This is a genomic window from Pedobacter sp. SYP-B3415 (genome assembly GCF_004138205.1).
GTDB lineage: Bacteria > Bacteroidota > Bacteroidia > Sphingobacteriales > Sphingobacteriaceae > Pedobacter.
On record NZ_RXNQ01000022.1, the window covers coordinates 18,463 to 43,691 of the forward strand.

Genomic DNA, 25,229 nt, shown 5'->3' on the forward strand with positions numbered 1-25,229 from the left:
TTAAAAACTGTTAACGCAGGCAATCACCTGGCTAACTTCATGATCACTAAGTACACTACTAAGTGGCAGACTTACAACTTCTCTATGGATTTTTTCAGTGATTGGGAGCGATAGATTGTTAAAATATTTATATGCGACTTGTTTATGTACGGGGATTGGATAATGTATAACAGTCTCGATATTATTCATTTTCATGTGTTCAACAAACGCAGCCCTATCTTGTACTCGTATCACAAACAAATGCCAAACATGCGAGTTTTGATGTAACACAGTTGGCAATAGGACCTTATCATTTGATATTTCGCTGAGATAACGGTGGACTACAGATCGCTTTTTATCTGTATCCTGATCTAAATATTTCAGTTTTACTGAAAGAAATGCGGCCTGTAGTTCGTCTAATCTACTGTTTATCCCCTGAAAATCGTTGTAATATTTCGCTTGAGAGCCATAATTTGATAAGCTTCTAATAATTTCTGCTAATTCTCTATTGTTAGTAGTTACTGCACCTGCATCGCCAAGCGCCCCCAAATTTTTTCCGGGATAAAAACTGAATCCAGAGGCGTCACCCAGTGCGCCTGCTTTGATTCCGTTTGCAAATATTGCTCCATGCGCTTGAGCGGAGTCTTCAATAACTTTAAGGCTAAACTCTGCTGCTATCGCATTTATTTTTTCCATCTCGGCCAACTGCCCGTACAGATGTACAGCCAGTATTGCAACTGTACGGCCTGTGATATGATCCCTTATAAGCTCGGGATTGATATTATAACTAAGTTCATCAGGTTCGACTAAAACCGGTACCAGGCGATTTTCTGAAATGGCCAAGACACTAGCAATATAAGTGTTAGCCGGCACAACAATCTCATCCCCTTCTTTGAATAAACCTAACTCTTTATATGCTCTTATAATTAGATTTAAAGCATCAAGCCCATTGGCGACTCCTATTGCATGATCGACCCCACAATAGTCGGCAAATTGTTTCTCAAAATTACGAAGCTCTTGCCCATGAATAAACCACCCCGACTTTAAGACACGGTTAAATGCCTCATTCAGATCTTGTTGATACAAGGCGTTAATTTTTTGTAGATCGAGAAATTTAACCATTTTTCACTATTTTATCGCATTTAATAATATATGTGTCACCCGTCTTTTCGTCGATCAAGCTCAAACTCAAGACAATACCTTCATCTGTTATATATCCCCGATGTACTGCTGGGTTTCCAAACCAAATAGTATTTGCCGGGATGTTCTTTGTTACGACACTTCCTGCACCAATCAAGGCATTCCTTCCTATAAAATTACCTGCAATTATCGTCGCATTCGCACCGATTGAAGCATTATCTTCAATGATAGTGCGTTCAAATCTTTCTGGATAAACTTTTGATCTTGGGAACAAGTCATTTGTAAAAGTCACATTTGGCCCTATAAATACTTTATTTCCTACTTGTAACCCATCCCAAACCTGAACTCCGGATTTGATCGTCACATCATTGCCAATCGTAACGTCATTCTCTATCAGCACATGTGAACATATGTTGCAATTTGCGCCAATCTTTGCCCCACCCAATATGACACAAAATTGCCAGATTTTGGTATCCCGCCCGATTTGGGTAGACAGGACTTCCGCCGTCCTATGTTTAAAATATTCCATTTTCGCGATAATCAATAAAACTTGGATAGTCCCTTATATAATCACCTTCATCGTAAACATCCGATGCTAACACAAGTAGTACAGCTCCTGATGAAAAATTATCCAAGTCCCGCCAAATTCCAGGTGTGACCAAGAGACCAAAATTAGGCCTATTTAATGTCACTGTCTTTTTTGCTCTTCCATCGTCTAAAACAACATCAAAGCTTCCACTCGCAGCAATAATTAGCTGCTGAAGCTTATAGTGGGCATGCCCCCCCCTCGTTTCGCCGCCAGGAACATCGTAGAGATAGTAAATTCTGGAAATCTTGAAGGGAATGTCTATCAGTCCATGGATAGGCGTCAGGTTTCCTGCCCTATTGTGAATCTTCGGCAATTCAATTACGTTGCAGTTATAGATACTAGTCATTGCGCTGGAAGATTTTAAAGTCCCGAATATAATCACTCTCTGAATAAGTAGTAGAGGCGGCAATTAACGCGAGTGCATTTGTAGAAAAATTGTCCATGTGTCGCCAGATGCCTGCTGGAACATATAATCCATAGTAGGATCTGTTTAGCGCAAAGGCCTTTGTCTGACTACCATCGTTTACGACAACATCAAAACTCCCAGAGAGCGCTACGATAAATTCCGCATTTTCACGATAGGCATGACCTCCTCTTACCTCTCCACCCGGAACATCGTAAATCCAATAAGTCCGAGCAATCTCAAATGGTATATGTTCCAATTCTTCGATAAACGATAGGTTTCCCCTCTCATCAATTTTTTTCGGAAGCTGGATCAAACGAACACTATCAAACATCAGCTGGTTAATGTATTTCTTATGAACTTTGTTATCATCAATGAGAGACAAACAAGTATAAAACAAGTGGTTCCAAAAAGCAATATGGCTTTTATCAAACCTAGTCGCTCCAGTGGCAAAGGATAGACGGGTTCGTCTATGACTTGAATTAATGGCATGTCTTTACTCACGGCAATTTTAGACATTTCCAAGTTTTTGACAAGCTCTGCTAACAACAGTTTATTTGTTTCTGCGCTAAACTGTGACTTCTGAATAGGCGCTACTTTCAAAATTTCTCTCGTCGGATTAACATTTGGAGTTCGATCGGCTATTGCGATAGATGAATAGATCGCACCATTCATCACATTTCTAACTGAATCTGTCTTATGCTGTAAAATTTGTAAGTTCTCAACAGATCTTTTTGACTTTGTCTCTATATAAAAATCATTAACATTTTTTACAATCTGATTTGAAAAACATTTGGCAAATTGCTCATTGTTAGATTTCACTTCGACCTTTAAAATATTTAGTTTTTTATCAACTTTTGATACAGATAAGTAGTTTTTACTAATGTCTTTAATAACACTGGAAAAAAGGCTGTCTCGAAGCCTTGATATTCGTTTATTATCTTCATATCGCTCATGAAATTTAACAGAAAAGAGTTCCGGTTGGCTGCTCCAGTTTTCTCTAAGTTTATTGATATTTATATAGAGATCAATAAGACGTTGATTGGAAGATGAATCAACCCTGCTTAAAAGAGTTTTCTGAATCATTGACCTTGATTTATATAATTCAAGAAGATTGTCGCCTTGAAAAATACTCCCCCCCCCTGATAGGTCCAGGCCAACCATTGATGCGAGTCCGCCGAGTCCACCAAGGGCAGGAGCATCACCGCCGTCTTCCACAACGAAGGTCGTAGATGCAGTGTATATATTTTTTTGAAGCCTGGAGTAAAAAAAACCGGAGCAGGCACCAACTACTGTCACGAGTATGATCAGCCAGCGTTTCGTATATAGATATCTTATCGAAGACCCTATTTTTAGAAACAAATTTTTTAATGTGACTTCCTCATCTGCAGACGACATAGATTGTGATTCGAGATTAATATTATTAGCCATTACAACTCATCTATCTTAAAAGGCTTACTATGATAGCGCCCAAAGAAGCCACTGCCGTCCCAATTCCAATCCAGCTCTGTGCTGTTAATCTCTCCCGTTCCGCCCGCTTAGGCACCAAAATCTCTGCACCCGGCTTCACCTTCGGATAGTTGTTAAAAATCAAAAACTTACGCGCCGACTCCACGCTACCATTCGCATACCGAATATATGCACCATTGCGAAGTGCATTTGCAGCAAAACCACCGGCTCCGTTCACATAGCCTTTAAAACTCTTTCCAGGGGCATAAACGATGTTATTTGGATTCAGTACCTCCCCGGTAACTTTCACTGTCTGCAACTGTTTAGGTACCCGGATAATGTCGCCATCTTCCATCAGCAGGTCGAGCCGGGTTCCAGGTTTTTCAAGGATTCTTGTCAAGTTGATGCCAACCAGGTCTGATTCTATTAGCAACTGCTCTTTACTGATATCTGAACTGTCTCGCGCTCCAGATTCTTTCAGTCTTCGCAAGTTTAAAAGCTTTTTCTGTTCCTCTTCCTGGTTATTGATTGCATTCTTATCGTTTGCGTTCACCGCCTTCGTGCTTGGCCGTTTCAGGGATGCGCCATCCGTATAAGCCAATGGTGTCAATCCGCCGGCGCGTTTAATCAGGTCAGAAATGCGTTCGTCTTTTCTTTGAATGGTATAAATACCAGGATACAACACCTCACCCTCCAGTTTCACCTGCTTCTGCACCACATAACCTTCGGCACTGCGAATGGATACGATATCGAATGGTTCCAATACCAAGCCTGAATCTGCTTCCAGTCTAAGATCTGGTGTAATATTTACTGTTAAAATAGTTGCAGTACGGGCCGAGAGGTCCGTGGCATTGCTGTTCTTTACCCGTCTTGAAATCTCCACCCGGTTTGGCGAAGCTCCCTCTTTAAAGCCGCCGGCCATCTGGATGGCATCGCCCAGTTTCATGCCTTCAGCAAATTGAAACGTACCCGGAACCCGCACTTCGCCCTGCACCTGGATGCTGTATTCTTCACGCAGGTCAAAGATCGAGGAAATGGTTACCTTATCTTCACGCTGCAAGACAATATCCTGCTCAGCGCCCGACATCACCTTTGCCACATCAAATGAGATCAGCGCTGGTGTATTGTCAGGATTTAAGCGGTTAATGTAGCCGCGGTTCTGAAAAGCATCTTCTTTCAAACCTTCTGCTTTCGCGATCAGCGCTGAAAGGGTCAGCCCTTTCTCAAGTTCGTAAAAACCGGGTCTGAATACGGCGCCTTCAATCTCCACCCGATTCTCAAAGCGGTCAAGAATGGCTTCGACGAAGTATTTGTCTCCGCTCTTGGGCCGGTAGGTTCTGAAATCGTCTGCCTGAATGTCAGTGATCTTCCGTTCCTTATCTGTATTTTGAAATACCTTTACCTTAGCCTTGTAAGCCGCAGTCGAAAATCCGCCAGCATAATTCAGGATATCCTGAAATGATTCACCCGCCACGCTTTCGTAGATGGCCGGACGTTTCACTTCGCCCACAATTTCCACCCGTGTATCATAGACCGGAATATTGATCACATCCTGGTCCTGCAAGCGAACATTGCCGCGCTGCATGCCATTGATCAAAAAGTCATAAACATCTACAGTAGCGACCACACGCCCACCGCGAATCACCTGGATTTTTCTGAATGATCCATTTTCGTTCGGTCCGCCGGAGGCGTAAAGGGCATTGAAGACACTGGAAAGGGAAGACAGCGTATATGTTCCGGGTTTTGTAACCTGCCCGTTCAGCACAACCTTAATACTCCGGATATTACCCAGGTTAATGGCTACTGAAGTGCGGCCGCTTCTTAGGGATGGGTATGTACCGGCCATAGCAGAACGAATCTTGGCACTCGCTTGTTCGATGGTCAGGCCGCCAACAGTTACATTACCTACGTATTGCAAGCGAATTATGCCCTCCGGACTAACTTTTAGGTTATAACTGGCTTCATTGTCGCCACTCAGATCAATCAGCAACTGGTCGTCAGGCCCAATCACATAGTTCCTCGGCGTCGCCAGCCTCAGATTGGGCTCAAATGTGATATTTCCGTTTCTGAAAAGTTCAGCGCCAAATATTTTTGATTTTAAATCGCCGAACAACGCCTCTTCAGTATTGATAGGTCTTCTTAATCCCGCAGAGTCGATCTGATAAGTTCTTCCGCGGCTAACTTCGATATTTGATGGACGGGAAACAAGTGAATCCTGTGCTGAGCCTGGTGCTCCTGAATCAAGTCTTCTTAACTTCTCGACACGTGCCTGTAGTTTTCGAACTTCCTCGGGCTGCATGCCCTGGGCTTGCGCCATTTGTCCAAGCTGTGCATCATTATAACCAATTGATTCGGCGCGCTGTATCAACTGACGAACCTGTGCATCAGACAGTTCATCAACCTTCACATTCGCATAGTTCGTGGTGTTTTGCGCCCGCAGGGAATTCGGAACGAACCCCAGGAGCAATAAACAGGAAAAGAGCAGAACTAAATTTAACCTCATATAGTTTGAACGTCCGTACAACAGACTTGCTTGTTTTTTGTTTTATCTTTTTTCAAAAAAACTGTTACTCGAAGTAACTCAGGGTTTTGTAACCGCCCTGCTTCAGATACTCATCTTTTTTCATGAGTTGAAGATCAGCCTCCATCATGTCTTTCACCAGAGCCGGCAAGTCATATTTTGGCGTCCAGCCCAACTGAGTCTTCGACTTCGTCGGATCACCAAGCAAAAGGTCTACCTCTGTAGGTCTGAAATATGCCGGGTCTACGCGTACGACTACAGTACCTAATTTAAGATTTTCGAGATTAAGACCAAGCTGTGCAACCATTTCCTGGTCTATATCAATGATCACCCCTTTTTCATCTTCATCTTTCCCACTGAATTCGAGTGTGATACCCACTTCGGCAAAAGCCATCTTCACGAAATCGCGAACCGTCGTTGTGATACCCGTAGCAATAACATAATCTTCAGGCTTTTCCTGCTGCAAGATGAGCCACATGGCTTCAATATAATCTTTTGCATGGCCCCAGTCACGTTGCGCACTCAGGTTACCCAGGTATAGACAACTCTGCAATCCTAACGCGATCTTTGAAGCTGCACGGGTAATTTTACGGGTTACGAAAGTTTCGCCCCGAAGCGGGCTTTCATGATTAAACAAAATACCATTGCAGGCAAACATCCCATAGGCTTCACGGTAGTTAACGGTAATCCAATACCCGTAAATTTTTGCCACTGCATAGGGTGAGCGGGGATAAAACGGCGTTGTTTCGCTTTGCGGAACAGCCTGGACTAACCCATAAAGTTCAGACGTTGATGCCTGGTAGACTTTGGTCTTTTTGGTCAACCCCAACAGGCGCACCGCCTCGAGTATACGCAGGGTTCCGATACCGTCGGCATTGGCTGTGTATTCAGGTGTATCAAAACTTACCTTAACATGGCTCATCGCAGCCAGGTTGTATATTTCATCAGGCTGGACTTCCTGGATAATTCGAATGAGGTTGGTAGAGTCTGTCAGATCACCATAGTGCAACTTAACCTTCAGATTTTTTTCGTGTGGATCCTGATACAGGTGATCGATACGATCAGTGTTGAAAAGGGATGAGCGGCGTTTGATACCATGAACAAAATATCCTTTTTTCAGGAGGAATTCCGCCAAATAGGCGCCGTCCTGTCCTGTAATGCCGGTAATTAAGGCAACTTTCATCAAATCAATAATTTTAGCCAGCAATATTACAGAAAATAATCTGGATGTCACTAAGCCGATATGCAAACGAAAGAATCTTGCGTGATGTTACGTCACTTTCAATCGTTGCTCAAAATTGTCCGCATCTAAATTTAACCGCAAAAACCGCGAACTTAAACTAGCCTGGCGGAGAAAAAGTCAGGAAGAATTATCAAAGGCGCCCGTCGGCCAGTTCGCGCGGTATGAAAGCTTTCGTATCGTAAATTACGGCCCCGGCATTGCGATAGGCAGCATAGTCTATCTGTAAAAATTCGAAATGAGATACAGCAATGATAATTGCCGCGTAATTCTCGCCGTTTAACTGATCAAGAAGCCTGATCCCGTATTCTGACTCGACCTGTGCAGCATCTGCCCATGGGTCATAAATGTCAGTTTGCATCCCATACTGCATTAACTCATGATAGATATCGATAACACGCGTATTGCGGATATCAGGACAGTTTTCCTTAAATGTAATACCAAGGATCAGCGCTCTCTGGTCTTTAACTACATGCCCCCTGCCGATTAGCAATTTGATTACCTTGCTTGCAACAAACATGCCCATGGTATCATTTACCCGCCTGCCTGACAGAATAACCTGCGGATGATAACCCAATGATTCAGCCTTGTGAGCGAGGTAATACGGATCGACACCAATACAATGTCCACCCACCAGCCCGGGCTTATATTTCAAAAAGTTCCATTTGGTTGCTGCCGCCTCAATCACATCATTGGTGTCTATACCGATTCGGTCGAATATCAGCGCGAGCTCATTTACGAAAGATATGTTCACATCGCGCTGCGCATTCTCGATCGCCTTTGATGCTTCAGCTACCTTGATGCTCGGCGCCAGATGCGTGCCCGCCGTAATGACTGATGCATATAAATCGTTAACCTGCCGGGCAATTTCCGGGTTTGAACCGGATGTGACCTTTTTGATTTTCTGAAGCGTATTCACTTTATCGCCGGGATTAATGCGTTCAGGGGAGTAGCCGCAGAAAAAATCTTCGTTAAACCGGAGGCCGGAAGTCTCTTCCAGTACCGGTACACAGTCTTCTTCTGTGCAGCCCGGATATACTGTAGACTCGTACACCACAATATCGCCTTTCTGCAATACCCGTCCAAGCATGGCACTTGCGCGCAGCAGCGGACCAAGGTCTGGCTTTTTGTACTGGTCAACAGGGGTTGGTACGGTTACCAGGTAGACGTTACAATCCCTGATCTTATTGAGATCTGAGGTGAATAAAAGATCTGCCCCTGCACTGAGCGCAGCTGCATCAACCTCGCGGGTGCGGTCTGTGCCGGCAGTCAGCTGTTTTATCCGCTCTTCATCAATATCAAAACCCACAACCGCATACTTTTCTGCAAAAGCCAATGCCAGCGGCAGGCCGACATAACCTAAGCCGATAACTGCGATGCGGGTGTCTTTCATTTTGATGGAGTATAAATAAACACACACCTTCTAGGTTTCGCACACCTAGAAGGTGTGTGTTTATTTATTTATTTATTATTTCTTTTTGATCTGACGCAGCAGGTAACTTCCATAACCGCTCTTTACCAATGGTGTAGCTATTTTTGTCAGTTGCTCATCATCGATAAAGCCCATCCGGTAGGCAACTTCCTCAATACAGCCGATCTTCAGGCCCTGACGCTCTTCGATTACCTGGACAAACTGCCCGGCCTGCATCAGCGAAGCAAAAGTACCGGTATCAAGCCAGGCTGTTCCCCTGCTTAACACGCCAACTTTCAGCCTGCCGCGCTCGAGGTACTCTTTGTTTACATCAGTAATTTCATATTCGCCACGGGGCGAGGGTTTGATATTAGCCGCAATTTCCACGACATCGTTGTCATAAAAGTAAAGACCGGGAACAGCAAAGTCAGATTTTGGCTCGGTTGGCTTTTCTTCGATAGACAGTACATTATTGTCAGCGTCGAATTCGACTACGCCGTAACGTTCCGGGTCAGCAACCTGGTAGGCAAACACAACGCCACCTTCCGGATCTGAACTGGCCTGGAGCAATTTTGCCATGCCATCGCCGTAGAAAATGTTATCGCCTAATACCAGGGCAACCTTGTCCTTGCCAATAAAGTCCTTGCCGATTACAAATGCCTGCGCAAGGCCATTGGGTTCGTGCTGCACGGCATAGCTAAATTTACAACCCAGGCTTGCGCCATCGCCCAGCAGTTTTTCGAAATTGGGCAGGTCATGCGGTGTGGAAATGATTAGAATTTCTTTGATTCCCGCCAGCATCAGTGTAGAGAGCGGGTAATAGATCATCGGTTTATCGTAAACCGGCATCATCTGTTTGCTGCAGGCAAGCGTTAAGGGATGCAGGCGCGTTCCGCTGCCGCCCGCCAGGATAATTCCTTTCATTCAGTCTAAATTTTAGTTTGAGCACTATTCCAGCCTAATGGCCTGGATGCCGCTAAGTTAAGCTATTTTGCAATTCGCTGTACCACTCCTCACCGTATTTGCGGATAAGCGGGCCTTTCAAAAATTGATAGACCGGCACTTTCAGCTCGCGACCGAAGGTACAGGCATCATGACAAATATGCCAGCGATCGTAGTTTAATACATCAAACTCAGGGTAAGCGGTAATGCGGATCGGATACAAGTGACAGGAAATCGGCTTTTGCCAGTCGACAAGACCCTGCTCATAGGCTTTTTCAATGGCACACTTCGTTATTCCATTTTCAAACAGTACATAGGCACACTCCTCATGGCCGTTTACGCACGGTGTTGTCAGGTCACCGTCTGCGTCTACAACATGGGTACCCTGTTCTTCGATGGCGCGGATGCCTTTTTCGGAAAGCAAATGTTTGATTTTCGGATAGATTTCTTCAAGAATGGCGGTCTCGGCATTCTCCAGCGGTGCACCGGCATCACCTTCCACACAGCAAATCCCCTTGCATTTATTGAGGTTACAAACAAAATTTTCCCTCAGCACGTCTTCATGAACCAGCGTATTTTGTACTTCAATCATAGTTTTAGCCCTTGCCCAAGGGATATTTCAGGCCATTTGCCGATTTCAGCTCCATAGTTACTGACCCGACCAGGATCTCAACCTGCGCTTTAACCGGCACGCGGTTTCCATCGTCGGTTACCCAAAGATACAGCCGGCTATCTTTCTTAAACACCCTTCCGGGTTTGATTGACGGACTGAACTTAAGGCAACGGATGTTACCCAATTTGGTTTTTATGGTTTCCCTGCCTACAAATTCTACGGTCAGGGAGGATATCTCGTCGCCGAGAAAATAGTTCAATTTAAATGTATCGCCGATTTTCATCCGGCTGATATCCAGACTGCGGGCAAAGTAATAGGCAGAAACGAGGTCGAAGGTCTGCGTAGTCGGTGTCGACATGGTTCCCCTGTTCGAAACAACTTTTTTTTCATCCTGGTGAAACCTGGCTTTGTCAGTGCGCCGGTAACTGGCCTCGCGGATATTCTCCTGGTAAAAATAGGGAAGCAAACTTTTGCGGTCTATATACGAATCGTAATGGTCTCTGATTTTATAAAACACATCGAAGGTTCCTGAAGTCTGGGCATCGACTACCAACCGGTAAGTTGGCTGTCCCTCAAACTTAAGATCCCCGTTCTGTACTTTGATCGTGGCCTCTGCAGCGGTTATAAAGCCGTATCGCAGCCGGTAACTCAGTGTTTCACCTTCCTGAAACACGGCTTCCTTTTTCAATGGAAGCATTTGAGCGTGCAGCTGGCCACAAAACAATACGCTAAGGGTAATTAGGATCAATCTTCTCATGGAAAGGGCGTTACAAAAAGCAAACCAATTTAGTCTTTCCTTTTGTAAATAGGAACGGTTGAACAAGGCTCACCGTACATGATGCTTTTTACAACAGGCGTAAGCAAACTGGTGATCTCTACGTATGCGGATACGGGAATCTGCTCATCGCCGCAGCCTTTAATTACCACACGCTCGCCGGCAAAGCTGTTTACATCTACCCTGCTCAGTGCCTTCTGGAATAGTAAGGTGTCGAGAACTTCAAGGCTGCCGAACACAACTTCATTGGCGAACGGCCTGATCCGGTTAGCGAGTAACATATAGGCCCAGGTAGGTACGATCGCATCTGCCGAACAGGTAATTGCAACATTTTTACCCGTGTATTGTGACCAATCGTGACTCTTTACAAAATCCCGAAAGTCCTTTTCTCTGAGTATCAGTCCATGAAAAAGGTTATCCTTAATATCATAAATCACCCGCTCACCTTTGTCAAGATAGTCTTCAAGATTAAATGTGATGAGACCGCTTGCTGCAACCTTGTTGACAATATTTTCCTGAATATCCATGGCTAAAAACAAAAAACCGGAAATGCACAATGCATTTCCGGTTACAAAATTAAGTAAATTCCTATTAATAGAATTTCACGCGATTGTCTTTTATATCAGCCTTGTCCTGAAGTGCCATAAAGGCGCCACTAAGTGCACGCTGAGCGAGGCCTGGAAGCAATGTTTGCTTCTGCTGCGCAGGATCGCCAGGGGCAGGATTGCTGAAGGTAAGCGGGCTTACGGCATACACACCGCGGTCGCCTGCAATCGGTCCTGAGACCTTACCTGGCTGCATACCGAATACAGTACCCACAACCTTGTTCTCCTGAGCCACGCCCGGAATTACAGGATTTGAAAATACGATGTTCTGAACCGGCTGGACCGCCTTTCCAAGTTTCTGCGCTAAAGCTTCGAGTGTAGCTTTACCTGCGCCAGCTTTTTCAAAGCGCCCGATCAGCATCTTGCCTTTCACTTCATTGCGCACCATCGGTTCGATATCTTTTTTAACAGCTTCCAGCGCCAATGTGCCTTTAGGCCGAACTTCGGTCAGCACAGCAACAACATAACCGTCGCTCATGGTATAGATCTCGGGAAGTACATCACCGCGATCAGCTTCGTACGCATCCTGAATAAGTTTGCGCGGGTTATCAAGTCCCGGAGCAAAACCCTGCGAGCCGGTAATTTTGTCGGCAATGCCAACTGTTAGTCCCCGTTTCTGAGCCAGGGTACTGAAGTTATCACCCTTTGCTTCTGCAAGGAAATTTGAAGCTTTTTTGTATGCCTCCTGCTGTGTTTTATCGCTTGGAGCAAGGTTTTTCTCCACATAGGCGATTTTTGCAACCTTTGAGGAGCCTACTTGTTTCTCAATCTTGATCAGGTGAACGCCAAACTGTGAGGTCACTACTTTCAGATCGCCGGTGCTGCCGTCGAATGCAGCATTCTCAAATTCGGGAACCATAGCACCACGGGCAAAGGTACCTAGATCACCGCCCTGGTCTTTTGAACCGTCTTCGCTGTATTGTCTTGCCAGGTCACCAAAGTTTGCACCCTTCTGAACCAGCGATTTAAGTGAGTCAGCAAGCTTTACTGCCTTATCGTTACCACCAACTTTAGCCGGGTTGATCAGGATATGAGCGGCCTTAACTGAGTCGGGCGATTGTTTTGTGCTTACCACTTTAGCCAGTTTGTATGAATTTCCGGAAAATACCGGACCGTAGAAGCTACCCGCTGGCAATGAAAATACCGCTGAATCTACAGCCGGATCAAGTTTACCTTTAGAGATGTAACTGAAAGGAATTTTCACGTCAGAGTTGATCGCCGCGAACAGGGAATCGTTCGCTGCAGCTTTGAAGTCGGCCGCCAGTTTATCAACCTGCGCTTTCGCAGCAGTGGTATCTTCTTTCGAAGGCTTGAAGCTGAAATTTACATACTGGAAAGAACGGGTTTCAGCAGGGTTCTCAAACCTTTTTTTATTTGCGTTGTAATAGTCGTTGTAGTCAGCATCGGTAAGTTTTACATCCTTGTCAGCGATGGTTGCATAGTCAAGGCTTACATATTTAAATGATGCAAGTTTGTTACGGTTACTGAAATCGTCAGCCGCTTCGAGGTTTGTTACATACACCGAACTGCGGATCAGGTTCTGATATTTTTGCTGAAGCGCTTGTTTACGCACTTCTTCTTCAAGCAAAGACCACTGTTTGTTCAGGTTTGCGTCTTTTGAACGTGCCTTGAGTGAACTGATCACTGCATTACGGTCTACCTGTCCGGTTTGCGGATTTCCAAAATACTGACGAATCAGCGGACTGGGATTTTTGCCTTGTAAAAGGTCGAACAATTCTGTCGACGTGACGGTTAGTCCGAGACGCTCGAACTCTTTTCCAAGAAGTACGTTAGCCACCTCATTGTTCCAAACGTTTTCAACTGCCATAGCAGTCATTTGCGAATTGGCACTACCACCATATTGTTGCTTGAATTGTTGTAAACTCTGGTCTACTTTCGGACCGAACTCGTCAATGCTGACTTCGTGACCGTCAATCTCTCCCACAACCTTCTGGGAAGCGTTCCAGAATGGTTTTCCAGCGTTAATTGCATCACTAACTAAAAATGCAACAATTGCCAAACCAATTGCGCCTATCAGGATAAACCCGGCACGGTTTCGCAAAAATGTCATTAATCCCATATTCTACTTTAATTTTTTACTTTTTTTTAAGAGGGCGCAAGATACAAATTTGACATAAAAAAGAAAACACAAAACCATATCCAACAAGTAATTAGTTTTTAGGCAGATAGATTGGGAAAAAACCGAGGATTTATATTGGCCGGAGAGGCGTCCGGAGGGGTGTCCTTACTAAATTCCGGTCTCTTTTTCGAGTAACTCCCCGCTAATGGTTCCCTGGCCGATACCGCCCGAGCGCATGGTATAGGTACTGAAATCCTGGGGTGCTTCGAAGTAGCTGCCTTCAGCCTGAAACGAGCCGTCTGGTTTAAATACCTTAACGCGTTGGTTTGAGTAAAACAGTCTTTTGTTCTCGTCCCAGATCAGTTCTTCTGAAGTAAAGGTATTGCCTTCGGCATTTTTTACGACTACGTTTTTACGTAAAACAGTAATACGTTCGTTTTCACGCCGTATACCATACTCAGAAGTGACGGTACTGGCAATTTTCATTTTCTGATCAAAAAAGTCAATCTTGAGTCCGTCGGGCATTTCCATGTAGTTAGCCCCGGTTTTTGGCGTCACCTTATCAAGTACAGGCGCGTATCCTTTGGCCTTTACTCGCGCAGAGTCACTGTAAATAAGTTCGGCGCCAAGTGTGCGGTCCTTGCTTAGAACGACCTGTTTACTCGATATGGCTGCCACATTTTTCAGGTCATCATCATTGCATGCCGCCAGAAACAGCGGTATAGCCAGACAAAAGCCAATCCTGAAAAACCTACGTTGCATGATTTAGTCGAATCTGAATCTTCTGAACCAGGTGTCGTTAAGCGTAAAGCCGAGGTGGATGTTCAGATAAGTTTCCTGAACCAGATTTGCCGCCGTTGTTCCGCGTCTGCCCAGTTCTGTAGTGAAGTTGATCTTATAAAATGATGAACGGTTATTCGAAGGGAGTGGGAATCCGAAACCAATTGATACAGCCTGATCTTTGATATCATTGTTGGCCAGCTTAAGGTACGTTTTGTCATACCTTACACCTACACGGTAGTCGATCCGTTTCAGGTATCCCGCCAGGCTTCCGCCAACGGCGGTAATATCCGGAGTAATTTGCCCGCCGACCGAAACACCATAACTATCCTGAAGACCCTGGTTTGAATTATCGAGCGAGAATTTAGACCACTGGCCCATTCTGAAATCAGCACCGATCATCCATTTGTTATCGCGCTGAATGGAAAGACCGAAATTATGTTCCAGTGGCAGTTTCAGATCTGATTTTGCATTGTCTACAAGCTGAAGGGTATCAAGCGGCGAATTCTCTACGCCATCCTGATCAATTGTATATTGCGTTAGGACATACGATTTTTTCGCTGAGATGTTCGAGTTATAAGAACCTGAGTAACCAAGCGTCATGCGCGATTCATCGCTAAGCGGAATCTCGGTTTGTATACCGTATGAAAAATTCAATCCTTCTACGCTTGTCTTGTTTTGCATGCGTGTCGGGAGCACAGCAAGTTCGTTCGGGAATACCGTAGAACGCGTCTGACTCAGGTTACCAAACAGGTATTCGAGATTTGCACCAATGCGGACGTACTTACCAAACTGTACGCCATAACCCAGAAAGGCTTTTGAGATACTCCCCTCACCTGCATAAATATGGTCAACGCTCATTGTGTCGATCCGGGTACGGTTACTGTAATTATAGCCAAGATCTGAATAAGGCAGCAAGCCGAAACTAAAGGCCGATTTCCGGCTTACCGGAATACCCAAAGCAATATGGTTCAGTGTGGCATTGAAGCGGCTTTCGCTTTCATTTCCTCTTTGCAATCCGGTGAAACCGGCATTTACACCGATATCAAGCGTAGTCAGGTTGATTCCGCTATAGGTAGCCGGGTTCATTACATTGATCATGCTGTACCCATCCGGTTTAAATACACCCGTTGAAATCCCGCCCATACCGCGCAGCCCGGGAAACACAGATGTGCGCAGGTTGCCAAGTCCATAGGCTGAATAAGGAGATTCGGTAGTAACCTGTGATTTTGCCGGCAGCATTGCGATCACGCAAACAAACAGGGGTAAAATATATTTCAGATTTTTGTACATGCTATAATTCAATAACTTCGTTTAATCCTCGTAACACCAGATACGGCTCGTGAATTATTCGAGGCGCAAAGATGCTGTTTTTTATGTTAGCGATCAAAAATGGTGCATCACCACCTGTCAGGATCACTTTCAGCGCTGCGTTCAGAGCGTCGTATTGTGAAATAAACCCGGTTACTTCGTGCAGCGTTCCCTGAAGCACCCCGTTCCGAATCGCGTTTACTGTATTATTGCCTTCAGCCACCGTGTTGTCGTGAGCATCAAACTCAAGCAGGGGCAGCCGGCCTGTAAACTCATGCAGAGCCCTGAAACGCATCATAATGCCCGGGCTGATGCTTCCGCCGGTGTATATACCATTTGCCGGAAGAAGATCATAAGTAATGCTTGTACCTGCATCGATCACCAGGCAACTCTCGCCGGGATACTGTGCACTGGCTCCGAGCATCGCTGCCCAACGGTCCAGTCCGAGTGTTTCCGGGGTGCCATAGCGATTTTTTAAAAAGCCGGTATCGCCGGTATGAAAACGTGTGACGGGAACATCTTCTCCAAGTAACGCTTCTATCTCTTCGAATGTCTCGTCGACGGTCGAAACAACCGCAGCACGGAGCGTAAATTGTCTGCTTAGCTGTTTAATCTCCTGCAGATCTTTTTTATCGAGGACCCGGTAATCTACCAGCTTTCTCCCGTCAAATACACCCAGCTTGCACCTGGAATTCCCTGCATCTACTACGAGATTAAACATAACCGGTATTTCATGTGTTTGTGCGTCACTTAGCAAGCGAATCGGGCAGACAGCGCTTTACACTGCATTTTAACGGCACAAAGCTATCAATCTTTGCCAAGTTTCAAGGAATCAATTTGTTAAAAAAGGTTAAACGAAAAGAAAATACTGGATTGAAAGGACCAGTAAAACGAAAAGCGATTCGTAAAACCAACGCTTGCGGGCGTTGGTAAAATAATAGGCAAGAAGCACAGCTCCGGGAGGTACACAAAGCAGGAAATGCGAGAGCCGAACACCTGGCTTGAGATAAAAGCTGGCCATGGCCACAAGGAACATACAAAACAGCAATTGAAATGCTTTTCTGGTACTGATAAAACTTCTGAAAAAATTCTCACGCAGCTGCAGGGTGCCAAGCACAATGATCACAATGACCGGTACAAGGACGATGTAATCGTTATAATTAATCAAAAATACCGACGGGAATTTATTGGTAAGCGGCAGCCAGATCCTGTAAAAAAGATCCAGGTTATCATTCCAGTAATAAAAGACCGCCAGGAAGAAAAACACGGTCAGAAAACCCAAAAGGCCCGACACCCATTCGCGCCAGTTAAATGAACGATACATGAGCAGGCCCAGCCAAAGCATAAGCAGCATTGAGACAAAGGGAAAATAGATAAGTGTACCGACTGCAACCAGCATACCTACATCAAAAAGCGGCATGATGGCTTGAGGAGACTTTCCTATTTTCAGGAACTTGTCGATCATAAGAATCAGCAGGAAATTGCAGATCATTGTGGGGCCCAGGACCATAAAAGGCATGAACAAACTTCCGGCTGTAAGATAAAGCAAGGCAGGCAGATAATTTGGCTTGCCCATCAGGTTATGATTGTTCACCACGCGGTTAAACCAAAGCGCCTGGGCCAGGCTGATAAGCGCTGCAAAAAAGATGTTGCCTGCCGGAGAAAGGTCCTGCCCGATCGGAATATCAATCAAAAGTTTGGCAAAAGGCTCAAGGAAAGCGAAGTTCAGCTGCTCCGGCATATGAACAAACAGGGCCGCACGCATAAAAAAAGCATACAGCAGCAACAGAATAAGATTTGCCGGATGAAGTGTTCTGAACTGGTTGATCATGGCTTAAGCAGGGCAAAGAAAAGAAATTTTAAACCAACTGCCTAATACGCCTGCGGCGGATGCCTTCTAACGCGCGTACTGCTTTACCATATCTGCGACAATTTTTTCGGTCTCGTCGGGGAAGTCAAATTTGTGCTGCTGCGGATTCTCTACCCAGTTCTGGATAACCGGCAATGGATTGCGGTTACTTGCCCAGATAACCGGCAGATCAAACTGCTTTAACGCATACGCATTGCACTGCTGCTCATACTGGAACTTCATGGGCGATACCAGCAGTTTCTTCCCGAGATACAGCGCCTCTGCCGGACCTTCAAACCCACCGCCTGTGTAGAGCCCCGTACAGGAAGCCAGACTCTTATTAAATGCAGCATTATTTACCGGGTTTACAAAGACATCGCCATCGCGGTAGCTGGTTTTGGTATGTTTAGAAAACACTTCCCATTTTACGCCCGGAACCTGTTTAAGCCGATTCACTAAAATGCGGTCGTCAAGCGCCGGCAGATAGACGGTATAATGCCCAAGATCTGATGTTTCAAGTTGCCTGATTTCTGAGCGGATGACCGGCGTATGGATAAAACTATCATACCGTGCAAAATGAAAACCGATGTGATGAGTGGTTGGCGCGTAATGACTGAGGATTTTCTTCCCCCAGTCTATCGTCTTCGGCCGGGGTACTTTGCGAGATTTAAATGCTGCCTGGTGACTTAATGATACACTTTCGATGCCCTTAACCTTACATGCCCATGCCGTAACCGGTTCAAAATCGTTCACGATCAGGTTGTACTCCTCGATTGGCAGGCTTCTCATATCCCTTCTGAAGCGCAGCAGGTCCATGTTTTTCCAGGTTTGATAATGGTGTACACCACCTTTTTTACCAAAAATGAAACTGAAACCGTGCAGTTTGTATGCCAGCGGCTGGCTAAGCGCCACATCAGCCTGCGTACCGCTGATCAGGATATCAAGTTCGCCATGCTGCTGCAATAACGGAACAATTTCGCGTGCACGGCTTACATGCCCGTTTCCGGTACCCTGAATGGCATAAAGTATTTTTAACCCCATGTATATTGGTCTCTTCGCGCACAAAGGCAGCTGCCGAATATCTGCATTTTCCGGCCTTTACACAATCTCTGAACGCATCTTTTGCAGCAGGATATTTACATCGAGTTTGCTTTTCAGATCTTCTGCATCAGAGAAGGCGCCGTCTTCCGGCTCATCGGCAGAAAAGTCATCAGCGTTATAACGAAATATTCGCCACGACTGTGCATGGTATTCGAGCGCCGTAAGATTTTCCACCCAGTCGCCGCTATTCAGATAAGTAACCGAACCTTTGTCGGTTTTAATGAGGCGCTGCTCTGGCTGATGGATGTGCCCGCAAACCACATAGTCATATCCGCTTTCAACTGCAAGGCCGGCGGCAGTCGTTTCAAAGTCGTTGATGAACTTCACGGCGTCTTTAAAGCGGGCCTTGATCTTTTTAGAAAAACTCATTTTCTCGCGCCCCGCAAGTTTCAAAAGCCAGTTTACAAAACTATTGATCAAAATCAGGCTGTCATATCCTACAGCACCAAGCTTCGCGAGCCATTTTGAATGCTGCATGGTTACGTCAAAGATATCGCCATGAAAAAACCAGGCATTTCTACCATCAAGATTTAACACCAGTTTATTTTGAAGCTGGAAAGTCCCCATGCTCATGTCGGCGAATTTGCGCAGCATTTCGTCATGATTTCCGGTAAGGTAATGGACAGCCACGCCCTCGCCGATGAATTTCATAATCTTGCGCACCACTTTCATGTGCGTTTCGGGCCAGTAGTTCTTGCTGAACTGCCAAATGTCGATGATATCACCGTTCAGAATGATCGTTTTCGGACGAATGCTTTTCAGGTATTTGAGCAATTCGGCCGCATGGCAGCCATAAGTTCCGAGGTGAACGTCTGAAATCACAACCAGGTCTACATCTCTCTTCGCCATAGGGCTAACTGTTTTCGCTGAATCTTTAATCGTCTTCCTCATCCAGGATCATTTCAAACGGGCTGAAAAAATAAATGACGATGACCAGCACGGCGCAGAAAAACAACAATTCGGGCATAATGTAAAAATTACCTGCACACTAAACTAAAACACCCTGTTGAACAGGGTGTTAAATATTGATTAAATAATTGTGCAGGCTGCCCGCCCTGATGTCCTTCTATCTTACCTCAGTGCCGCGTTTCCTGTTTTTTTGTTCGCTGTAAATGGCGAAGGCAAGACCGCCAACCAGCAATATCGAACCAAACAAGGATATCTTTTCACCGGCATAATAAGATGTCGGTTCAAATTTGAATTCAACTGTGTGGTTGCCGCCTTCCAGGACTGCAGCACGCAGTAACCAGTCAGCCCGGAAATATGGTTTTTCAACGTTGTCTACATACATCTTCCAGCCCTTATCGTAATAGATCTCTGAAAACACGGCCACCATATCCCTGCTTGTGCTGTATTTGTAAACGAGATGGTCGGGATGGTAACTTTCCAGTTTGATAGAAGCATTGGCATCAGGTGTGCCAACCTTTCTTTCTTCCAGCATCTTTTTGAAACGTTGATCTACAATGGCTTCATTCTTCGGATTGAAGCTGCTGATGGCTTTCATCTCCTCATCACCATTCTTTACATACTGCACACTCTGCACGAACCATGCATTACCGCAGGCCGTTTCATTCCGGCGCATGCCGTAGGCCCCATTCTCAGGGTTACGGGTTATGATGTATTTTGTGTTCAGCATATCCAGCACATCCTGGTTTATGCTTTTTGAAAACTGATGATCAACAAGTTCCTGGAACCGCATCAAACGCGCGGCATGGAACCCGCCAACAGTTTTATGAAAGTAAGATGCTTCAACATTAGAAAAGGGGTTGCCCAAAGACAGGTCCATTACCCGGAAGTTTGGATCCTTGTCTGCCATGATAAAATTATCTACATCCCGTGGCTCATAATGATTTTGAAGAGAAGATTTTGCAACAAAATTCTGGTTGTTCAGGTAACGGCGGTCTACCTGCCACATGTCTACAAGGATCGTGACGGCAAGGAGAATGAGCGCGATTTCGCTTTTCAGTTTTCGTTTGATCAGCGCCCAGGTCAGTCCGAAGCCGATAACCAGGAATATGAGCGTGCGCAGTGCATCCTCACGGGCAATAGAAATTCGGTCCTGAACAAGCGCATTGGCGATATTGGTTCCAACGCCACGGTCATTGCCTGCCATCTGTGTTAAAGCCGAGATAACCTGCTCATGGTTAGCACTGGTAAAGCTGAAAAGCAAAGTAGGCAGAACCAGAACAATCAGCGTAAACCCGCCTGTAATGCCACCGGCTATGTACAATTTCTTTAACAAATATTTTTCATCGTATTTTCCTTCCTGCGCTTCGCGTACAGCCAGTACGGCAAGGATGGGGACAAGAAGACCGACAACTGCGAGGATGGACTCGACCGCTCTGAACTTGTTATACAGCGGAACATAGTCGAAGAAGATATCTGATATGAGCGGGAAGTTGCCACCAAATGACAGGAGAAAGAACAGGACGGTTGTTCCCAGTACCCACCATTTCAAGCGGTTCTTTACGAGAACAAGTCCGAAAACGAACAGCATGCAAATAATGGCTCCAAAATAGTAAGGACCACCGGTTACAAGTGGCTTGTCACCCCAGTATTGCTGGAAACCCAGGTTCTGGTAAAGCTGGTATATAGCCTGCGTTGGATCACCACCGGTAATGCCCTGCAGCGTTTTGTAGGTTTTTGATTCCGGTTTTACGATCTTATCAATATTTGGCGCACCGCCGTATAGGTTGGGGATCAGCACAGTGAAACTTTCGCCTACACCCTGGCTGTATGCATACGCATAGTCTTTGGTCAAACCATGGTCTGCAGCTTCACCCTGGCGGCTGAGATTGGCCTGACCACGAATGGTGTATTTGCTGTACTCGTAGGTTGTCCAAAGCGTTCCTGCATTGACCAGCAGCGCAACTACACCGGCGGCAGCAAGGTATGCGAACGATTTGCCAAATTCTTTAAGACGGCCCTGTTTATAAGCATGGTAGATCTCAATGCCAATATAGATCAGCAGCGCCATAAAAAAGTAGTACGTCATTTGCACGTGGTTGGCACGAATGTTCAATGCCAGGAACAATGCAGTCAAACTGGCGCCAAGCAGGTATCTTCCCCGGAGGGTAAGAATAATACCGGCCAGTATCGGTGCAAAAAAGCCCACGGTTAGTGCCTGGTTGCTGTGACCGGCAGAAATAATGATAAAGTTGTATGAGGTGAACGCAAATGCAATAGCGCCCGCGGCAGCAAGCCAGGGATTAGCCCTCAATACACAAAAGAGAAAATACGCTCCCAAAAGGTACAACAGAACGGTGCCAACCGGATCGGGGAACAGACCTTTAATTACATCGATACCGTACGTTGTAATGTTCATTGGGTATTTTACCCAGATCTGAAATGCTGGCATACCGCCAAACATCTGATTGGTCCAAAGTGGTCCTTCGCCATCTTTGGCACGAACGTCCATGATTTCTTTGGCCATAGCCTTAGCCTGAAGCACATCTCCCTGCGAGGGTGCCTTGCCCTGCAGCACAGGACTGAAATAGACAAAACAGATGATTACAAAAAACGCAACAATGGCCAGGTGGATGCCATTTTTCTTCAGCCAGTTATTCATGGAGCTTTGTTTGAATTTTAAAGACTCCAAAAATAGAAAATTAGGCCAGATAAAAAACAAAAAAGGTTGGGCGGCCAGGCAGGACGAAAAGCCTTGGCTTTCAGAATAATGCGTGCTTGTTCAACAACTTGTTAACCTAGCCCGAACTGCCGGCATGCTTTGCCGCGTTTATTTGATCTCCTCATAATCTACGAAATCGCCAAGCTTATCTGCCTTTCCCTGAGGCTGTGGCGGGATGTAATCGATAGACATCGTACCCTCGGGCTTTTTGTTTGGGTTACTGCGCTGTTGTTGTTGCTGACTGGCTGCCTGTTGCATTTTGGAGGCCATGTTGGAAAACAACATAGGCAATAATAAACGCACAAGCAGACGAATAATATACAGGATGACGATTGCTATGAATAAAAATTTAATAAGGGCCATTGTACTGTGGGTTGTTACAAATATAGACGGTGAAAAAATCGCGATGTTTCTTCAGGCCTGGATAATTGCACTGTTTTTACAAATCCCGGCAGAGCCGGCAAGCATTGCAAGGTACAAAATCTTGTATTAAAAGTCTTCGTCCTGATCGGGGATTGCCGCTACTCGGCCTATTTGCCCGTCTTCAAGGCGAACCTTAATACCCCGGGAATGGAAAGGCGCAGAGGTAAGCAGGTTTTTCACAATACCGCGGGTCAGCTCTCCGCTGCGCTGGTCCTTTTTAAGGATGATATCGACCAGCAGGCCCGGATAAATGTCTTTTCGGTTTTGTCCGTTCATTATTTCTTACCAAATTTTTCCAAAAATACTTTTTCAAGCGCATACATCTCATCGCGCAGACGGGCAGCCAGCAGGAAATCCATATCTTTCGCCGCCTTCTGCATTTCTTTACGCGTACTGTCGATAGATTTCTGCATTTCGGCTTTGCCCATATATTGCACGACCGGGTCGGCGGCGATGCTCACTTCGTCGCGCTCAACATAGGCCTTCGCCCGTTTCTTTTCCTCACCTGAAAATTGAAGCACCGAAGTCTGTTCCAGAATTGCCTCCCGGCTCTTCCCTACAGTTTTTGGCACGATGCCATGCTCTGTATTATAGGCAATCTGCTTCTCGCGTCGGCGGGTTGTTTCTTCGATCGTTTTTTCCATGCTCTCAGTGATGTCGTCAGCATACATGATCACCCGGCCATGGTCATTTCGGGCCGCCCGGCCGATGGTCTGAATCAGCGAACGTTCGGACCGGAGAAAACCTTCCTTATCAGCATCAAGAATGGCCACGAGTGAAACCTCGGGTAAATCCAGCCCTTCCCGCAGCAAGTTAATGCCGACCAATACATCAAATTCACCGAGGCGCAGGCCACGCAGAATCTCCACCCGCTCCAACGTTTTCACTTCAGAGTGGATGTATCGCGATTTAATATTAAGCCTGTCAAGGTATTTTGTTAACTCTTCAGCCATGCGTTTGGTCAGGGTCGTAACGAGTACGCGATCGCCCTGTTTGATTGTCTTATCGATTTCGTCAAGCAAATCATCTACCTGATTAATTGCGGGCCGTACTTCAATTAAGGGGTCCAGCAGGCCTGTTGGACGGATCACCTGCTCGACCACAACGCCTTCAGATTTCTGTAATTCGTATTCGGCCGGCGTAGCACTGACATAAATGGTTTGCGGGGCCAGCGATTCAAATTCTGTGAAATTCAGCGGACGGTTATCGAGCGCAGCAGGCAGCCTGAAACCATAGTCGACAAGCGAAATCTTTCGGGAACGGTCACCGCCGTACATCGCCCTGATCTGCGGTACGGTTACGTGACTCTCATCAATAACCATCAGGTAATCGTCCGGAAAATAATCCAGTAGGCAGAAAGGACGCATACCTGGCGTTCGACCGTCAAAAAATCTTGAGTAATTTTCAATACCTGAGCAATACCCAAGTTCTTTCATCATCTCAATATCGAAGTTGGTACGCTCTTCCAATCTTTTGGCTTCAAGAAGCCTTTTGTCATCGATCAATTGTTTTTTACGAACTTCAAGTTCTTCCTGAATGCCCCAGATGCTCTGGTTAAAACGGTCTTTTGGCGTTACAAACAGATTAGCCGGATAAATGGCTATGTTCTCAAGTTTTTCTACCGTTTTGCCGGTTACCGGATCAATAGCGCTCAGTTCTTCAATGTCGTCGCCAAAAAACGAAATGCGGTATGCGGTGTCCAGGTAAGCCGGAAATACATCTACTGTATCGCCGTTTACACGAAAAGTACCGCGTTTAAAGTCGTTCGTTGTGCGGGCATAAAGAATTTCGACCAGGCTGTGCAGAAATGCATTTCTGGATATCCGCGTGCCAACGCCGAAGCGGTAAACAGACCGTGAAAAATCTTCAGGATTCCCCATACCATAAATGCAGGAGATAGATGACACCACGATAATGTCTCGTCTTCCTGAAATCAATGACGAGGTGGTACGCAGCCGCAGTTTCTCAATCTCTTCATTAATAGCCAGATCCTTTTCAATATAGGTGTTTGAAGAGGCTATAAAAGCCTCCGGCTGATAATAATCATAGTAAGAAACGAAGTAGTTAACTGAGTTTTCAGGAAAAAACTGTTTGAATTCTCCGTACAGCTGCGCAGCGAGCGTCTTGTTGTGACTCAGGATAAGCGTGGGTTTTTGTGTTTCCTGGATCACATTTGCAACGGTAAATGTTTTTCCCGAACCGGTAACACCCAGCAGCGTTTGGTAATGCTCGCCCTGGTTTACACCTTCAACAAGTTGCTTTATGGCTGAAGGCTGATCGCCGGTTGGTTTATAATCTGATACGATTTTGAATTTCATATTGGAAATGTTATCTAAACCTTCGAGGTTTGTGAAACCTCGAAGGTTTGTGAAACCTCGAAGGTTTAGGTT

The 25,229-nt window shown here is 45.6% G+C and carries 23 protein-coding genes; all 23 read right to left on the bottom strand.

Annotated features, from left to right (window positions below):
- On the bottom strand, positions 1–1,101 hold the full coding sequence (locus tag EJV45_RS08790; RefSeq protein WP_129715304.1) for a DegT/DnrJ/EryC1/StrS aminotransferase family protein: 1,101 nt from the start codon (positions 1,099–1,101) through the stop codon (positions 1–3).
- A complete protein-coding gene (locus tag EJV45_RS08795; RefSeq protein WP_129715305.1) occupies positions 1,094–1,648 on the bottom strand; it encodes an acyltransferase in 555 nt (184 codons plus the stop codon). The genes EJV45_RS08790 and EJV45_RS08795 overlap by 8 nt, the downstream gene beginning before the upstream one ends.
- Complete coding sequence (locus tag EJV45_RS08800) at positions 1,635–2,054, bottom strand: FdtA/QdtA family cupin domain-containing protein (RefSeq protein WP_129715306.1); 420 nt, start codon at positions 2,052–2,054, stop codon at positions 1,635–1,637. The genes EJV45_RS08795 and EJV45_RS08800 overlap by 14 nt, the downstream gene beginning before the upstream one ends.
- Positions 2,047–2,445, bottom strand: a complete 399-nt coding sequence (locus tag EJV45_RS08805; RefSeq protein WP_129715597.1) for an FdtA/QdtA family cupin domain-containing protein — start codon at positions 2,443–2,445, stop codon at positions 2,047–2,049. Before EJV45_RS08805 ends, EJV45_RS08800 begins: the two co-directional genes overlap by 8 nt.
- A complete protein-coding gene (locus tag EJV45_RS08810; protein WP_129715307.1) occupies positions 2,445–3,542 on the bottom strand; it encodes a Wzz/FepE/Etk N-terminal domain-containing protein in 1,098 nt (365 codons plus the stop codon). The genes EJV45_RS08805 and EJV45_RS08810 overlap by 1 nt, the downstream gene beginning before the upstream one ends.
- Positions 3,543–3,552: 10 nt before the next feature.
- Positions 3,553–6,063 carry an SLBB domain-containing protein gene (locus tag EJV45_RS08815; RefSeq protein WP_129715308.1) on the bottom strand — a complete coding sequence of 837 codons (2,511 nt, stop codon included), beginning with the start codon at positions 6,061–6,063 and terminating at the stop codon, positions 3,553–3,555.
- 64 nt (positions 6,064–6,127) lie between these two features.
- Positions 6,128–7,264, bottom strand: a complete 1,137-nt coding sequence (gmd, locus tag EJV45_RS08820; protein ID WP_129715309.1) for a GDP-mannose 4,6-dehydratase — start codon at positions 7,262–7,264, stop codon at positions 6,128–6,130.
- A gap of 190 nt (positions 7,265–7,454) precedes the next feature.
- Entirely contained in the window at positions 7,455–8,714 is a 1,260-nt protein-coding gene (locus tag EJV45_RS08825) for a nucleotide sugar dehydrogenase (RefSeq protein WP_129715310.1), read from the bottom strand.
- Between the two features lie 75 nt (positions 8,715–8,789).
- Positions 8,790–9,656 carry a glucose-1-phosphate thymidylyltransferase RfbA gene (rfbA, locus tag EJV45_RS08830; protein ID WP_129715311.1) on the bottom strand — a complete coding sequence of 289 codons (867 nt, stop codon included), beginning with the start codon at positions 9,654–9,656 and terminating at the stop codon, positions 8,790–8,792.
- A 52-nt stretch (positions 9,657–9,708) separates the two neighbouring features.
- A complete protein-coding gene (locus EJV45_RS08835) occupies positions 9,709–10,266 on the bottom strand; it encodes a DUF3109 family protein (RefSeq protein ID WP_129715312.1) in 558 nt (185 codons plus the stop codon).
- Between the two features lie 4 nt (positions 10,267–10,270).
- Positions 10,271–11,044 carry a DUF3108 domain-containing protein gene (locus EJV45_RS08840; protein WP_129715313.1) on the bottom strand — a complete coding sequence of 258 codons (774 nt, stop codon included), beginning with the start codon at positions 11,042–11,044 and terminating at the stop codon, positions 10,271–10,273.
- Positions 11,045–11,073: 29 nt separating this feature from the next.
- Entirely contained in the window at positions 11,074–11,589 is a 516-nt protein-coding gene (locus EJV45_RS08845; RefSeq protein ID WP_129715314.1) for a DUF2480 family protein, read from the bottom strand.
- A 64-nt stretch (positions 11,590–11,653) separates the two neighbouring features.
- Positions 11,654–13,738, bottom strand: coding sequence for a peptidylprolyl isomerase (locus tag EJV45_RS08850; protein ID WP_370291273.1), 2,085 nt, complete (start codon positions 13,736–13,738; stop codon positions 11,654–11,656).
- 177 nt (positions 13,739–13,915) lie between these two features.
- Positions 13,916–14,509, bottom strand: a complete 594-nt coding sequence (gene lptC / locus EJV45_RS08855; RefSeq protein ID WP_129715316.1) for an LPS export ABC transporter periplasmic protein LptC — start codon at positions 14,507–14,509, stop codon at positions 13,916–13,918.
- Between the two features lie 3 nt (positions 14,510–14,512).
- Positions 14,513–15,820: a hypothetical protein gene (locus tag EJV45_RS08860; RefSeq protein WP_129715317.1), complete on the bottom strand. Its 1,308-nt coding sequence runs from the start codon at positions 15,818–15,820 to the stop codon at positions 14,513–14,515.
- Position 15,821: 1 nt separating this feature from the next.
- Complete coding sequence (locus tag EJV45_RS08865) at positions 15,822–16,559, bottom strand: type III pantothenate kinase (protein WP_129715318.1); 738 nt, start codon at positions 16,557–16,559, stop codon at positions 15,822–15,824.
- A 129-nt stretch (positions 16,560–16,688) separates the two neighbouring features.
- A complete protein-coding gene (locus EJV45_RS08870; RefSeq protein WP_129715319.1) occupies positions 16,689–17,669 on the bottom strand; it encodes a DUF6427 family protein in 981 nt (326 codons plus the stop codon).
- 66 nt (positions 17,670–17,735) lie between these two features.
- The gene (locus EJV45_RS08875) at positions 17,736–18,728 is read right to left on the bottom strand and encodes a glycosyltransferase family protein (protein ID WP_129715320.1); all 993 of its coding nucleotides are present in this window, start codon (positions 18,726–18,728) and stop codon (positions 17,736–17,738) included.
- A 57-nt stretch (positions 18,729–18,785) separates the two neighbouring features.
- On the bottom strand, positions 18,786–19,637 hold the full coding sequence (locus tag EJV45_RS08880) for a UDP-2,3-diacylglucosamine diphosphatase (protein WP_129715321.1): 852 nt from the start codon (positions 19,635–19,637) through the stop codon (positions 18,786–18,788).
- Positions 19,638–19,854: 217 nt separating this feature from the next.
- Complete coding sequence (locus EJV45_RS08885) at positions 19,855–22,356, bottom strand: hypothetical protein (protein WP_129715322.1); 2,502 nt, start codon at positions 22,354–22,356, stop codon at positions 19,855–19,857.
- 168 nt (positions 22,357–22,524) lie between these two features.
- Positions 22,525–22,779: a DUF4834 family protein gene (locus EJV45_RS08890; RefSeq protein WP_129715323.1), complete on the bottom strand. Its 255-nt coding sequence runs from the start codon at positions 22,777–22,779 to the stop codon at positions 22,525–22,527.
- A gap of 126 nt (positions 22,780–22,905) precedes the next feature.
- The gene (locus EJV45_RS08895; protein WP_129715324.1) at positions 22,906–23,115 is read right to left on the bottom strand and encodes a YwbE family protein; all 210 of its coding nucleotides are present in this window, start codon (positions 23,113–23,115) and stop codon (positions 22,906–22,908) included.
- The gene (gene uvrB, locus EJV45_RS08900; RefSeq protein WP_129715325.1) at positions 23,115–25,157 is read right to left on the bottom strand and encodes an excinuclease ABC subunit UvrB; all 2,043 of its coding nucleotides are present in this window, start codon (positions 25,155–25,157) and stop codon (positions 23,115–23,117) included. Before uvrB ends, EJV45_RS08895 begins: the two co-directional genes overlap by 1 nt.
- Positions 25,158–25,229: the final 72 nt, after the last annotated feature.

Coding starts and splice junctions, on each gene's coding strand:
- EJV45_RS08790 (WP_129715304.1), bottom strand. CDS start 1,101: ATGGTTAAATTTCTCGATCTACAAAAAATTAACGCCTTGTATCAACAA.
- EJV45_RS08795 (WP_129715305.1), bottom strand. CDS start 1,648: ATGGAATATTTTAAACATAGGACGGCGGAAGTCCTGTCTACCCAAATC.
- EJV45_RS08800 (WP_129715306.1), bottom strand. CDS start 2,054: ATGACTAGTATCTATAACTGCAACGTAATTGAATTGCCGAAGATTCAC.
- EJV45_RS08805 (WP_129715597.1), bottom strand. CDS start 2,445: ATGTTTGATAGTGTTCGTTTGATCCAGCTTCCGAAAAAAATTGATGAG.
- EJV45_RS08810 (WP_129715307.1), bottom strand. CDS start 3,542: ATGGCTAATAATATTAATCTCGAATCACAATCTATGTCGTCTGCAGAT.
- EJV45_RS08815 (WP_129715308.1), bottom strand. CDS start 6,063: ATGAGGTTAAATTTAGTTCTGCTCTTTTCCTGTTTATTGCTCCTGGGG.
- gmd (WP_129715309.1), bottom strand. CDS start 7,264: ATGAAAGTTGCCTTAATTACCGGCATTACAGGACAGGACGGCGCCTAT.
- EJV45_RS08825 (WP_129715310.1), bottom strand. CDS start 8,714: ATGAAAGACACCCGCATCGCAGTTATCGGCTTAGGTTATGTCGGCCTG.
- rfbA (WP_129715311.1), bottom strand. CDS start 9,656: ATGAAAGGAATTATCCTGGCGGGCGGCAGCGGAACGCGCCTGCATCCC.
- EJV45_RS08835 (WP_129715312.1), bottom strand. CDS start 10,266: ATGATTGAAGTACAAAATACGCTGGTTCATGAAGACGTGCTGAGGGAA.
- EJV45_RS08840 (WP_129715313.1), bottom strand. CDS start 11,044: ATGAGAAGATTGATCCTAATTACCCTTAGCGTATTGTTTTGTGGCCAG.
- EJV45_RS08845 (WP_129715314.1), bottom strand. CDS start 11,589: ATGGATATTCAGGAAAATATTGTCAACAAGGTTGCAGCAAGCGGTCTC.
- EJV45_RS08850 (WP_370291273.1), bottom strand. CDS start 13,738: ATGACATTTTTGCGAAACCGTGCCGGGTTTATCCTGATAGGCGCAATT.
- lptC (WP_129715316.1), bottom strand. CDS start 14,509: ATGCAACGTAGGTTTTTCAGGATTGGCTTTTGTCTGGCTATACCGCTG.
- EJV45_RS08860 (WP_129715317.1), bottom strand. CDS start 15,820: ATGTACAAAAATCTGAAATATATTTTACCCCTGTTTGTTTGCGTGATC.
- EJV45_RS08865 (WP_129715318.1), bottom strand. CDS start 16,559: ATGTTTAATCTCGTAGTAGATGCAGGGAATTCCAGGTGCAAGCTGGGT.
- EJV45_RS08870 (WP_129715319.1), bottom strand. CDS start 17,669: ATGATCAACCAGTTCAGAACACTTCATCCGGCAAATCTTATTCTGTTG.
- EJV45_RS08875 (WP_129715320.1), bottom strand. CDS start 18,728: ATGGGGTTAAAAATACTTTATGCCATTCAGGGTACCGGAAACGGGCAT.
- EJV45_RS08880 (WP_129715321.1), bottom strand. CDS start 19,637: ATGGCGAAGAGAGATGTAGACCTGGTTGTGATTTCAGACGTTCACCTC.
- EJV45_RS08885 (WP_129715322.1), bottom strand. CDS start 22,356: ATGAATAACTGGCTGAAGAAAAATGGCATCCACCTGGCCATTGTTGCG.
- EJV45_RS08890 (WP_129715323.1), bottom strand. CDS start 22,779: ATGGCCCTTATTAAATTTTTATTCATAGCAATCGTCATCCTGTATATT.
- EJV45_RS08895 (WP_129715324.1), bottom strand. CDS start 23,115: ATGAACGGACAAAACCGAAAAGACATTTATCCGGGCCTGCTGGTCGAT.
- uvrB (WP_129715325.1), bottom strand. CDS start 25,157: ATGAAATTCAAAATCGTATCAGATTATAAACCAACCGGCGATCAGCCT.